Source organism: Microbacterium sp. LS_15 (assembly GCF_041954735.1).
Classification (GTDB): Bacteria; Actinomycetota; Actinomycetes; order Actinomycetales; family Microbacteriaceae; genus Microbacterium.
In genome coordinates, this window is record NZ_JAVAYD010000008.1 from 55806 (window position 1) to 68140 (window position 12335).

Annotated in this window: 9 protein-coding genes; 3 read left to right on the plus strand and 6 right to left on the minus strand. The window is 70.2% G+C overall.

The genetic code is table 11. The annotated features are described in order from the left end of the window. Positions 1-35 precede the first annotated feature (35 nt). The gene (locus tag RAC69_RS11405; protein WP_375086911.1) at positions 36-2243 is read right to left on the minus strand and encodes an alpha-galactosidase; all 2208 of its coding nucleotides are present in this window, start codon (positions 2241-2243) and stop codon (positions 36-38) included. A 165-nt stretch (positions 2244-2408) separates the two neighbouring features. Here RAC69_RS11405 and RAC69_RS11410 point away from each other — a divergent pair, with 165 nt between their 5' ends. The 3 genes from RAC69_RS11410 (at position 2409) to RAC69_RS11420 (ending at position 6046) form a co-directional block, all read left to right on the plus strand. Then, on the plus strand, positions 2409-3380 hold the full coding sequence (locus RAC69_RS11410; protein ID WP_375086912.1) for an ABC transporter permease: 972 nt from the start codon (positions 2409-2411) through the stop codon (positions 3378-3380). Next, positions 3374-4354 (plus strand): carbohydrate ABC transporter permease, encoded by a 981-nt coding sequence (locus RAC69_RS11415; RefSeq protein WP_375086913.1) that lies wholly within the window; start codon positions 3374-3376, stop codon positions 4352-4354. The genes RAC69_RS11410 and RAC69_RS11415 overlap by 7 nt, the downstream gene beginning before the upstream one ends. 63 nt (positions 4355-4417) lie before the next feature. Continuing rightward, complete coding sequence (locus RAC69_RS11420; protein WP_375086914.1) at positions 4418-6046, plus strand: extracellular solute-binding protein; 1629 nt, start codon at positions 4418-4420, stop codon at positions 6044-6046. A gap of 104 nt (positions 6047-6150) precedes the next feature. Here the strand turns inward: RAC69_RS11420 and RAC69_RS11425 are convergent, their stop codons facing one another. The 5 genes from RAC69_RS11425 to RAC69_RS11445 all read right to left on the minus strand — a co-directional run bounded on the left by RAC69_RS11425 (position 6151) and on the right by RAC69_RS11445 (position 12278). Next, positions 6151-7317 carry an ROK family transcriptional regulator gene (locus RAC69_RS11425; protein WP_341934863.1) on the minus strand — a complete coding sequence of 389 codons (1167 nt, stop codon included), beginning with the start codon at positions 7315-7317 and terminating at the stop codon, positions 6151-6153. Between the two features lie 22 nt (positions 7318-7339). After that, a complete protein-coding gene (locus RAC69_RS11430) occupies positions 7340-8323 on the minus strand; it encodes an acetylxylan esterase (RefSeq protein WP_375086915.1) in 984 nt (327 codons plus the stop codon). After that, positions 8313-10733: a glycoside hydrolase N-terminal domain-containing protein gene (locus tag RAC69_RS11435; RefSeq protein WP_375086916.1), complete on the minus strand. Its 2421-nt coding sequence runs from the start codon at positions 10731-10733 to the stop codon at positions 8313-8315. Before RAC69_RS11435 ends, RAC69_RS11430 begins: the two co-directional genes overlap by 11 nt. 98 nt (positions 10734-10831) lie before the next feature. After that, entirely contained in the window at positions 10832-11809 is a 978-nt protein-coding gene (locus RAC69_RS11440; RefSeq protein WP_375086917.1) for a zinc-binding dehydrogenase, read from the minus strand. A 46-nt stretch (positions 11810-11855) separates the two neighbouring features. After that, positions 11856-12278, minus strand: a complete 423-nt coding sequence (locus tag RAC69_RS11445) for an organic hydroperoxide resistance protein (RefSeq protein ID WP_341934859.1) — start codon at positions 12276-12278, stop codon at positions 11856-11858. Positions 12279-12335: the final 57 nt, after the last annotated feature.

A 12335-nucleotide genomic window follows, 5' to 3' on the forward strand; every position in this document is an offset into this window, starting at 1 on the left:
CGTTCGACTGCTCTGTCGGGGATGGGAAGGGGTGATCAGTCGTCGATGCGCCGGAGCTCGATCAGCATCGACTGCTGCGGGTTCAGGGTCGGCAGGGGCACGCCCGCCTCCGCGAGCACGCTGCCGGGCAGGCGCACGGCGCGGGTGACGGCCTCGGCGACCCAGGCCGGATCGTCGCCCTGGTGGCGGCTGGCAGCGCCGAGATCCTCGCGGATCCGCACGTCGTACTGCGCGTCGCGGTCGAGGCCGGGCAGACGCACGCGCCCCGACTGGCCGGAGGACGACGTGGTGAAGCGGCTCCAGGTGTACAGCGCCGACGAGCCGTCCTGCGCGACGAAACCCGTGAGTGCAGTCGCGTCGTCGGCGAGGTCGGCGTTCACGACGAGGCCGCTGTGCAGCAGCGGGCGGAACTCCCGGTACATCGCGGCCCAGCGGGTGATGACGGCGAGCTCGTCGTCGTCGACAGCGGTGAGATCCTGCTCGATGCCCGCGTGCGCGGTCAGCGCCGTGGTCAGCCGGAACGCGAGGTCGGTCGTGCGTGCCGTGGTGTGGGACCGCGCGGCGCCCACGTGCGAGCCGATCAGCTCCGGCGGCACGACGAGGCGGGTCCAGCGCTCGATGTGCCCCCGCTCGACGGGATCGTTGCAGTCGGAGGCCCAGACACGGTCGGTGCGGTCGAGGATGCCGAGGTCGATGCGTCCGCCGCCGCCGGAGCACGTCTCGATCTCGAGGGTCGGATGCCGTCGGCGCAGCTCGTCCAGCAACCGGTAGAGGGCGACGGTCTGGCGGTGGACGCTCGGGCGGTCGCCGTCGTCGGCACGACTCACCGCTTCGAGCAGATCGCGGTTGTGGTCCCACTTCAGGTAGTCGATCGCGTGCTCGCGGACGAGGGTGTCGATGCGATCGAGCAGGTACTCGAAGGCCTCGGGGCGGGCGATGTCGAGCACGTACTGCGAGCGGGATGCCGGACCCAGACCCTCGGCGGGACCGAGCACCCAGTCGGGATGCGCCCGCGCGAGGTCGGAGTCGAGGTTGATCATCTCGGGTTCGAACCAGAGCCCGAACTGCATGCCGTGCGATCGCACGAGGTCGACCAGGGGACCGAGCCCGTGCGGCCAGACCCGCTCGTCGACGTACCAGTCCCCGAGTCCGGCGTCTGCCTCGCGCCGCCCCCGGAACCAGCCGTCGTCGAGCACGATCCGCTCCACGCCGACCTCGGACGCTCGTTCGACGAGGGCGGTGAGACGATCGAGGTCGTGGTCGAAGTAGACGGCCTCCCAGGTGTTGAGCACGAGTGGCCGGGGGGAACGGGGGTGCGCGGCGCGCGAGCGGAGACGACGGTGCAGCCGGTCGGCCAGCCCGTCGAGTCCCGCGCCGGACCAGAGGAACAGGACCGTCGGCGCGTCGTAGCGGTCGCCGTCTTCGAGGATCACCTCGCCGGAGTGCAGCTCCTCACCCGCGCCGATGACCGAGGAGAACGCGCCGGCGCCCTCGGTCAGTCGCTCGGCGAGGTAGCGCTGCTCGCCCGACCACGCGAGATGCACGGCCCACGTCTCGCCGTGCCCGAAACCGAAGCCCGGCGTACCGGCGGCGAGCAGGAACGGGGAGTCGTGGCCCGGCTTGCCGCGGTGCGCGGAACGGAGGTGTGTGCCGAAGGCGAACGGCATCCGCTGCGGGGAGCGCTCACGGCACCACTTGCCCGTGAAGTCGAGGATCTCGGCCGCCCGCTCGGGGAGCGGCAGCAGCGCGACGACGCCGTCGAGCGTGTACGGCGCGTTCGAGATGCGCGGACTGAGCCCGGCATCCCGCACGATCGTGGTGTCCACAGCGAGGACGCCGTGCTCGTCGAGGTGGTAGCGGAGAGTTGTGCGCAGGCCGGTCACCGAGTCCTCGAACTCGAGGGCGATTCGACCTCCGCGCATCGGGTCGCTCGTCTCGATCTCGTGGGCGACGAGGCGCGGACGGGGAGTGGTCGCCCTACCCTGCGCGTTGCCGGCGATGGCGGGTGTGCCCGACCAGCCCTCGAACTCGGTCGGGAGGGCGGAGAAGGTGCGCGGGACGTCGGGGGAGTTGTTGAGCTGAGCCGGCCCGGCGGTCAGTTCGAGCGCGGATGCCGTCGCCTGATCGATCTCGCCGAGGTCGGCGCCCCAGTGGAGGATGCGCGGGATCGGCGCGGCGAGCTGGATGACGAGGGAGGCGCCTGCGGCGCGGAGTGCGACGACGGCGTCGACACGGGAAGTCATGGGATGAGACCCTCCGGTAGTTACTTGACATCGTCAATAAACCACGTCCGCGAAGCGGGCGCAAGCACGCCGGCGAAATCGGTCGATGCGAAAATCGTCGTTGCGATTTGCGGGAGGTCGTGATTTTATTACGACGTAAAGTAATCCTGCCCCGGGAGGGCGAACATGAAGCTCAGTGCTGAGCACGCACCACCGACGGCGGTCGCCCCGACCGGCCGACGAACCTCGATACGCGCACGATTCCGCCGCAGCCTGCGCCGCTACTGGCAGCTCTACCTGCTGCTCCTCGTGCCCATCGTCTGGTTCATCGTCTTCCGCTATGTGCCGATGGCCAACGCGGTCATCGCGTTCAAGAACTACAACCCGATCGACGGCGTGTGGGGGAGCCCCTGGGTGGGCTTCGACAACTTCGCGAACCTGTTCCGCAACCCGGTCTTCCCCCGGCTCGTCGGCAACACGTTCCTCCTCGCCGGCTACACGCTGATCGCGAGCTTCCCGCTGCCGATCATCCTCGCCCTCGCACTGAACGAGGTCCGGCTGAAGTTCTTCAGCCGGACGGTCCAGCTGGTCACCTACGCGCCGTACTTCATCTCCACGGTGGTCGTGGTGTCGATGACGATCCTGCTGCTCTCGCCCCGGGTCGGGCTGCTGGGGCGGACCTTCAGCGTCTTCGGCGCCGGTCAGGTCGATCTCCTCGCCGACGCGGACTTCTTCCGCCACATCTACGTCGCGACCGACATCTGGACGACGACCGGATACTCCGCCGTCATCTATCTCGCCGCCCTCGCCTCGGTCGACACCTCGCTCTACGAGGCGGCGAAGATCGACGGCGCCTCCCGGCTGCAGAAGATCTGGAACGTCGACATCCCGGCGCTGCTGCCCACGGCATCCATCATCCTGATCCTCGGAGTGGGCAACATCATGGCGATCGGGTTCGAGAAGGCGTTCCTCCTGCAGAACGCGCTCAACCTCTCGACCTCCGAGATCATCCCGACCTACGTGTACAAGACGGGCATCCTCAATGCGAACTTCAGTCTCGGGGCGACGATCGGACTCTTCAACGCCGTCATCAGCCTCGTGCTGCTGCTCGTGGTGAACACGGTGTCCAAGCGAGTGACGGGGAACGGACTGTGGTGACCGCGATTAACACCGAGGCGCTCCTCACCGAGGAGATCGTCGTCGCCGAGAACAGGAAACGCCGGCCGAGGCGCGACCCGCTCACGCGAGGCGTCAAGGTCAAGGAGACGAGAGCGGACCGCGTCTTCGTGGTCGCCGCGTACATCCTGTTGTCCGTCTTCCTGCTCGTGGTCCTGCTCCCGCTGCTGAACATCGTCGCCAGCTCGCTGTCGAGCCCTCAGGCCGTGTCGTCGGGTCGGGTGCTGTTCTGGCCGGTCGACTTCACCCTCCGCGGCTATGCGGAGGCCTTGGGCAACCCGGCCATCCTGCGCGGCTTCGGCAACTCCGTCTTCTACACGGTCGTCGGCACGCTCATCAGCGTGGTGGGCACGGTCGCCATCGCGTACCCGCTCTCACGGGCGCAGCTCTTCGGCCGGAAGGTGATCACCGGCGGGGTGGTCTTCACGATGCTCTTCACCGGCGGCGTGATCCCGATGTACCTCGTGGTGCAGTCCCTCGGCCTGCTCGACACCCGCTGGTCGATGCTGCTCCCCAACGCCATCGGCGTCTGGCAGGTCATCATCGCGATCGTCTACTTCCGCTCCTCCGTCCCCGACGAGGTGTACGAGGCCGCGCAGCTCGACGGGGCATCGGAACTCCGCATCCTGTGGACGATCGTGGTGCCGCTCGCCAAACCCCTGCTCGCCGTGATCGCCCTCATGTACGCGATCATGCAGTGGAACTCGTACTTCGACGCCCTGCTGTACCTGCGCGACGCCGACCTGCAGCCGCTCCAGCTCGTGCTGCGGGGCCTCCTCATCCTCAACGACGCCGGCGGCGGCGGTGACGTCGCCGAGCAGCTGCGGCGGCGCGAGCTGGCCGACCTGCTGCGGTACTCGACCGTCGTCATCGCGACCATCCCGATGCTCATCGCCTACCCCTTCGTCGCCAAGTACTTCAGCAAGGGCATCATGATCGGCGCCGTCAAGGGCTGACACGGCTCCCCCGAACCCACCACACACACCCGCACCTGGAACCGGTCAAAGGAGATTCCGGAAATGACACACCGCAACACACGGCGTGCGATCGCCGCCGTCACCGTCGTCGCGACGGGGCTGGCGCTCGCCGCCTGCACGTCGCCGAGCGACGACGACGGCGCCCTCGTCGCGTTCGGCCCGCAGGGCGACAACGGCTCGCTCGAGGACAACGAGTTCACCCAGCTGCTCGAGAAGAAATTCGACATCGACTTCGACTGGCAGACCACGACCTACGACGGCAGCGTCGCGGGCGAGAAGCGCCAGGTCTCGCTCGCGAGCGGCGACTACCCCGACGCGTACTTCCTCGTGCCGTGGGTCGATGCGTTCTCGCGCAGTGAGGTGCTCAAGTACGGCCAGCAGGGCGTGCTCGTGCCGCTCGAGGACCTCATCGACGAGTACGCGCCGAACCTCAAGAAGCGCTTCGAGGAGAAGCCCGACTGGGAGCAGTCGGTCACCGCGCCCGACGGTCACATCTACGCGATCACCCAGTTCACCGAGTGCTTCCACTGCAGCTACCCCTCGAAGCTGTGGATGAACACGACCTGGCTCGACAAGCTCGGACTCGAGCAGCCGACGACCACGGAAGAGCTCCGCGAGGTGCTGCGGGCCTTCAAGAACGACGACCCGAACGGCAACGGCAAGGCCGACGAGATCCCGCTCAGCGCCTCGTCGGGTGAGCCCGTCATCAACTACTTCATGAACGCGTTCGCGTACGCGCCGTACGGCAGCCCGTCGAGCCCGCCGCCGATGGTGATGGACGGCGGCAAGGTCGAGCTCTCGGCGACCTCTGACGGCTGGCGTGCCGGACTGCAGTACATCGCCTCGCTCGCTGACGAGGGCTTGGTCGACACGGCATCCTTCACGCAGAACGGCGAGGCGCTGCGCGCTCTCGGCGACAACGCGGATGCCGAGATCCTCGGCGCCGCCGCCGTGCTGCACCCGTACGAGATCGTTACGGCGGACTCGCCCGACGGCCGCGACACGCACTACGACGCCGTCGCGCCGGTGAAGGGGCCGGACGGCACGCAGTTCGCCACCTACCGGTCACAGGTCAGCCCGCTCGGCATGTTCGCCCTCACGAACAAGTCGACAGAGGAGGAGCGCATCAAGGCGATCAAGGTCATCGACTACCTGGTGACCGACGAGGGGGACCGCCTCGGCGCGATGGGACCCGAGGGCGAGGCCTGGGTCCCGGCGGAAGAGGGCGACGTCGCTCTGGACCCGGAGCTCGAGCCCACGTTCAAGCCGCTGACCTACGACGAGACGTCGAACGCGGCCTGGCGCTCGATGGGGCAGTACTGGGACTCGCTCGAATACCGCAACTCGCAGGTCGTGCCGGAGGACATCTACTCTCCCGACGGCTACGAGCGCCGTCTTCTCGAGGCCTCGCAGCTGTATGAGCCGTACGCGCCCGATGAGGACCTGCTGTTCCCCGACAACAAGCTCTGGCCCGACCCCGACACCTCAGCGGAGATCGCCGAGCTGCAGACGAACATCGCCACCTACATCACGCAGGCGCAGGCGGAGTTCGTGACCGGTCAGCGCGACATCGACGACGACGGGGCATGGCAGTCGTACCTCGACGACCTGGCGGGACTCGGCGTCGATCGCTACCTGGAGCTGCAGCAGAAGCTGTACGACGCGCTCTGAACCCCTGAGCGAATGCGCGGGACGGATCATCCGTCCCGCGCATCCTGCTGTGCGCGTTCGTTCGCCCGATGCGCGACGAGCCAGACCGTCGACGGGCGACGGGGTCAGCGCACGAGAGACTGGATGGCGGCGGCGGCGGCGCCGCGGGCCCAGTCCTCGAAGGTGTGCGGTCGGGTGACGATGCGGCAGCGCACGGCCGCGCCGAACGCGTGCGCCTCGAAGGCGTCGCGCAGGGTCTTCTCGAAGAGATCGAAGTTCGACACCCCCTCGCCGCCGATGATGACGACCTCGGGTCCGGTGAGATTCACGAGGGTGGCGATCGCGGTGCCGATCAGGCGGGCGGCTTCGCGGAACGCGGCATCCGCCTCCGGCTGGCCCGCGTGCGCGAGCTCGACGGCCTCGGCGATCGCGACGGGGCGGCCGAGGGCGGCGGAGACGGCCGACTCGATCGCGGGCGTCGATGCGGCGGCCTCGACGCAGCCCCGGCGGCCGCACGGGCACACCAGCGCAGGGTCGGCGAGGGGCAGATGCCCGATCTCGCCGGCGACGCCGAACGCGCCGCTGACCACCTCGCCGTTCAGGTGCAGGCCGCTGCCGATGCCGCGGCCGATCGTGACCATCGCGAAGGATGCCGTGCCGAGGCCGACCCCGAACCAGTGCTCGCCGATCGTGAGGGCGTGGACGTCGTTCTCGAGGGTGACGGGCCACGGGACGCGCTGGGCGAGGAGGTCGGCGAACGGCACGTCGGCCCAGCCCATGATGTTCGACTCCCGCACCATGCCGGTCGCTGTATCGACGTCGCCGGATACCGAGACGCCGATACCGGCGATCGCCGAGACGCTGTCGCCCAGCTCGCCCTCGAGAGCGGCGACGACCTCGACGATGGCGTCGAGCACGGTGTGCGGGTCGTCGGCGGGGAGCGCGCGGCGCTCACTCGCGAGGATCGTCGTGGCGAGGTCGGTGGCCACCGCGATCACCTCGTCGACGTTGACCTTGACGCCGATCATGACCATCGACTCGAGCACGATCGACACGGGGCTGACCGGTCGGCCGGGAGTGCCGTCGCGGTGCGAGGCGGGCGGGGCGTCGACGAGTCCCGCGGCGACGAGCGGGGCGACCGCCTTGGTCACGGCGGCCTGGGAGAGGCCCGTCTGGCGGGCGATGTCGATGCGGCTGATGGGGCTGCGCGTGAGGATCGTCTCGAACACCCGCGAACCGGCGTCGGACGCCGAGCGGATGAGAGTGGTGCGCGCGGCGGTGTCGTGATCCATCAGATCCTTCGGTTCGTGTCGGCTATCGTAGCGAATCCGCGGCGGCGGACAGGGGAGCGTCGACGGCGAGGTGCCGAGCCGCGAAGTCGAGGCCGTTCTCCTCGTCGAGGTCTCCACCCGCCTCGTGGCCGTTGTACGGCCACAGCACCACGGTCTTCGTCCCGCCGTACGCGCTGAAGGCCGGCAGCACCGTCTCGGGCGGGGCGATGCCGTCGAGCATCCCCGTGCTCAGCAGAGCCGGAGCCGTCGCACGCTTGGCGTGGTTCACGCCGTCGAAGTACCGCAGGGTGTCGAGGGCGGTCGCGGCGTCGCCGCGCCGGTCCGCGAGGTACTGCGTCAGCAGGGAGTACGGATGCTCCCGACTCAGCGTCGCAGCGCGGTCGAGCTCGCAGAGGAAGGGGGCCTGGATCACGGCGGCGGCGAGGTCCGGGACCAGGCCGGCGATCGCGAGCGCGATGCCCCCGCCCTGACTCGCCCCGACGACGCCGACGCGCGCAGGGTCGACGAGGTCGAGGGCGCGCAGCGCATCCACGGCCCGTACCGCATCCGCGTACACGCGGCGGTAGTAGTACTCCCGGGGCGACCGGAGGCCCCGGGTGAGGAAGCCGCCGGCCGACGGTCCGCCGTCGGCGTGATCGTCGTCGGTGTCGCCGTGACCCTGCCCTCGCGCGTCGACGACGAGGTGCGCGTACCCGGCAGCCGCCCAGCGCAGATCGCGCAGAGCGTGCCCTCGGCCGTTGCCGTACCCGAAGAACTGCACCATGCCGGCCAGCGGCGCGGTCGCGCCGAGCGGGACGCGGAGCCACGCCCGGATCGGCGTGCCGCCGAATCCCCGGAAGCTCACCTCGTGCACGTCGATCTGGGTGAGCCGCGTCGGGTGCGGCGTCACGGTCACATCGAGCGGCAGGCTGCGGGTCTCCGCGATCGTGTCGGCCCAGAAGGCGTCGAAGTCGTCGGGTTCGGTCTGCGTGGTCGCGACGTCGACCGTCGTGATCTCACCGTGCATGCGCATCCTCCGTGTGCTCGGCATCGGGCGCGGGGGCGAGCGGGAGGGCGAGCGCTGTGCCCGCCGGCACGTCGACCGGCATCGTCTGCCCGCCGATGCGCACGCGGATCGACCGGTCCTCGGCGCCGGGGTTGCGCACGGTGGCCGCGGTGACGCGCCCTTCCGACCAGGCGAGGTCGAGGACCAGCCCCGAGCGGACGGCGATGCCCTGGACGTCGCCCTCGGGCCAGGCCTCCGGGAGCGCCGGCAGCAGCCGGATCTCGCCGGCGTGACTCTGCACGAGCATCTCGGCGATGGCCGCGGGGAATCCGAGGTTGCCGTCGATCTGGAACGGCGGGTGCGTGCTGAACAGGTTCGGCAGAAGTCCGCCCCATTCGGAGCCGTCGACCGGGCCGTGCCGCGAGGAATCGCCGTCGAACGGCGTCAGCGCTTCCTCCAGGAGGGATGCCGCGACGTCGCCCTGTCCGGCGCGCGCCCGCAGCGCGACCTTCCAGGCCCACGACCACCCCATCGCCCCGGGGCCGCGCGCGTCGAGGAACCGCACGGCGGCGTGGAGGAGCTGCGGCGTCGCCTCCGGCGTGATGCTGTCGAGTGGATACAGGCCGACGACGGGGGAGAGGTGGCGGTGCAGCGGCTCGTGCTCCGGAACGTCGGCGCCCCATTCCAGCAGTCTCCCGTCGGCACCGATCCGCACGGGTGCGAGCCGGGTGAGTGCGCTGCGCACCTCGGCCTCGAGTGCATCGTCGAGCGCGAGGTCGGACATCGCGCGGAGCGTCCTGGTGAAGAGCGCGCCGATGAGGGCGAGGTCGGAGGCGGCGGTGAGGCCGAGAGGGGTGGGGCGACCGTCCGCGGCGACGTAGGAGTTCTCGGGCGAGGTGGAGGGAGAGGTGCGGAGGAGTCCGTCCGGGCCGTCGACGAGCCAGTCGAGGCAGAACTCCGTCGCCCCGCGCAGGACCGGCCAGATCCGCGTCCGCAGCAGGTCGCGGTCGCCGCCAAACTCGTACGCGTCCCAGAGATTGTGGGTGAGCCAGACGCCGCCCATCATCCAGATGGCCCAGCTGGCCGCTCCGCGGCCGTTGCCGACCGGGAGGGTCCAGCCCCAGACGTCGCTGTTGTGGTGGGCGACCCACCCGCGGGCGCCGTACAGGCGCCGGGCCACGTCCCCCCCCGTGTCCGCCAGGTGCTCGACGAGCGCGAGGAGCGGTTCGAAGACGTCGGGGGCGTGCAGCGCGGGGGCCGCCCAGTAGTTCATCTCGGTGTTGATGTTGATCGTGTAGTTCGACGACCAGGCCGGGCGGAGTTCGGCGTTCCAGATGCCCTGCAGGTTGGCAGCCGGGCTTCCGGCGCGCGAACTCGAGGCGAGCAGGTACATGCCGTACTCGGCGACGACGGTCGCGCGCAGCCGAGGGTCGTCGCCGCGCAGCACATCGCGGTCGACGCTCCAGGTCCCCTCACGCCGACTGCCGATCGCGAATCGCGCCCTGGTCGCGCGCCGCCGGTCGGCGACGTGCTCGGCGAGCAGTTCTGCGGCGGCTCGGCGAACCGCGGCATCCGCTCGCCCCGTGGCGCGATCCCGGATCGCCTCGCGTGAGGCGGTCCGCCAGTCCCCGTCGGCGTCGGCCCACCACGACTCGGCGCGCGACGATGTGGACAGGGCGATCAGCAGTCGACGGGCTCTGCGCACGGCGAGGCGCCCGGGGGCGCCGTCGATCTCGCCGTCGGAGTCGATGGCCGCGACGACCGCGGCGTAGGCGTCGTAGGCCTCGGTGTCGGCGTCGTCGTCGGCGTAGCGATGCCCCGGTTCGACCGAGGCCTCGTGCAGCGGTGCGCCGTCGACGGGGATCCGCACATCGAGCGCGAGAGCGCCGTGCAGCTCGACGGCGTCGCCCTGCAGCGGAGTGGACACCTCCAGGTCGACGTCGAAGGGGGCTTCCGAGGTCAGTTCGACGAGCAGAGCCTGGGCGGGTGCGGACACCCATGACCGTCGGCGCACGCGTCCGCGCGGGGTGGAGAGCGTCTCGAGCAGGCAGGCCTCGTCGATGTCGAGGGTGCGTGCGGGAGTGACGGGGTCCGCGCCGAGGATGTCGACGCGGAGGTCGGCGAGCGGCAGGAACTCCTGCGAGTACGGCCCCTCGAAGGCCATGAGGAGGTCCTCCGCCCGTCGCACGTCGCCCGCGTCGAGAGCGGCGCGCACCTCGGCCAGGCGCTCGGGCCCGGCTCCGCGTGCGATGACCTCGTCGAGGGCGCGGGCCGGACCGTCCGGAGTGCCCGACCAGACGGTGGAGTCGTTGAGCCGGTAGAGCCCCGATCCGCCGTAGGCCATGGCGCCGATGCGCCCGTTGCCGAGGGGAGTGGCCTCGTCCCAGCGGGAGGCCGGGGAATCCCAGGTGAGGCGCAGGGTGTCGCTCATCGCACTCCGGTGTGGTCGATCGAATCGGGCAGCACCGTCAGCGTAGCGCATTAATTACCGGTGTCAAGTAATTGTCCGCGCCTCACCAGGGTCAGAGTTCAGAAGCGCAGCAGCATCTTGCCCACGCGTCCGGCGGAGGTGCTCGCACGCACGGCGTCGGCGATGTCGGCGGCATCGAAGACGCCCGCCACCGGGAGGGTCAGCGTGCCGTCGGTCACGCGCTGGATGAGCTCGCCGAACAGAGCGGTGCGGGTCGCGGCATCCATCGTCTGGATGACCTTGCTGCCCCAGAACCCCTTCACGGTCGCCTGCTTGAAGATCACGTCGGAGGAGGCGATCTCCATGACCGGCGACTGCATCGCACCGAAGGCGACGAGCGTGCCGCCCTCGCCGACGAGCGACAGCACGTCGCCGGCGGCCGAGCCGCCCACCGAGTCGATGCCGAACGCGATGCGCGCTCCGCCCGTGATGCGCTCGACCTCGTCGCGCCAGTCCTCGGCGTCGGTGGCCACGATCCGCTCGATCCCCTGCTCGCGCAACTCCTCGACGCCGGCCGCGCGCCGGACGAGGCCGATCACGTTCACGCCGCGCGCGGCGCCCAGCTGGGCCAGCATGCGTCCGACCGCGCCGTTCGCGGCGTTCTGCACGATCCAGTCGCCCTCCTGCGCGCCGAGGAACTGCAGCAGGCTGATGGTGCTGAAGGGCATCGACACCAGCTGCGACGCGCTCTCGTCGCTCAGGGCCTCCGGCACGGGGATGAGCCCGGCGGCGTTCGCGACCACGTACTCCGCCCAGGCGCCGAACGTGCCGCCTGTCGCGACGCGCTGCCCGACCGTGAGGTGCTCCACGCCCTCGCCCAGCGCGTCGACGACGCCCAGCGCCTCGGTGCCGGATGCTGCGGGAAGGTCGGGCACGAACCCGTACGTGCCTCGCACGGTCCACAGGTCGTGGTTGTGGATGGGCGAGAGCACGATGCGCAGCCGCACCTGCCCTGGGCCGGGGTCGGGGATCGGTCGCTCCTCGACGGCGAGGACGTCGGCTGGTTCGCCGAAGGTCTGGTGGATGAGTGCGCGCATGGGTTTCCTCCTCGTGGGATGGGCGGGTGTCGGGTGATCGACGGGGTCAGTCGTCCGACACGGTGATCGCGACGTCGATGTTGCCGCGGGTCGCGTTCGAATAGGGGCAGACCTGGTGGGCGGCGTCGGCGAGAGCCTGCGCCTGCTCGTGGGGGAGTCCGGGGATGACGACCTCCAGTTCGACGGCGAGGCCGAACCCGCCCTGGCCGTTCGATCCGATGTGCACGCGCGCGCCGACCGAGGAGTCGGTGATCGCGACCTTCTGGCTGCGGGCCACGGACTGCAGTGCGGAGTGGAAGCAGGCGGCGTAGCCGGCGGCGAACAGCTGCTCGGGGTTGGCGCCCGCGCCGCTGCCTCCCATCGCCTTCGGGATGGCGAGATCGAGGGCGAGCGCGCCCTCCTGGGTCACGACGCGACCGTCGCGTCCTGCTCCGGTGGCGAGTGCCTCGGCGGTGTAGAGAGCGTCCATCGTGTGGACTCCTTCCTGTTGTGCGGTCCGGGTGTGCGGTCCTGTGGTCCGGCGGGT

Excerpts from the sequence above, each read along its gene's own strand:
- RAC69_RS11405 (WP_375086911.1), bottom strand. The coding sequence starts at position 2,243 with ATGACTTCCCGTGTCGACGCCGTCGTCGCACTCCGCGCCGCAGGCGCC.
- RAC69_RS11410 (WP_375086912.1), top strand. The coding sequence starts at position 2,409 with ATGAAGCTCAGTGCTGAGCACGCACCACCGACGGCGGTCGCCCCGACC.
- RAC69_RS11420 (WP_375086914.1), top strand. The coding sequence starts at position 4,418 with ATGACACACCGCAACACACGGCGTGCGATCGCCGCCGTCACCGTCGTC.
- RAC69_RS11425 (WP_341934863.1), bottom strand. The coding sequence starts at position 7,317 with ATGGATCACGACACCGCCGCGCGCACCACTCTCATCCGCTCGGCGTCC.
- RAC69_RS11430 (WP_375086915.1), bottom strand. The coding sequence starts at position 8,323 with ATGCACGGTGAGATCACGACGGTCGACGTCGCGACCACGCAGACCGAA.
- RAC69_RS11435 (WP_375086916.1), bottom strand. The coding sequence starts at position 10,733 with ATGAGCGACACCCTGCGCCTCACCTGGGATTCCCCGGCCTCCCGCTGG.
- RAC69_RS11440 (WP_375086917.1), bottom strand. The coding sequence starts at position 11,809 with ATGCGCGCACTCATCCACCAGACCTTCGGCGAACCAGCCGACGTCCTC.
- RAC69_RS11445 (WP_341934859.1), bottom strand. The coding sequence starts at position 12,278 with ATGGACGCTCTCTACACCGCCGAGGCACTCGCCACCGGAGCAGGACGC.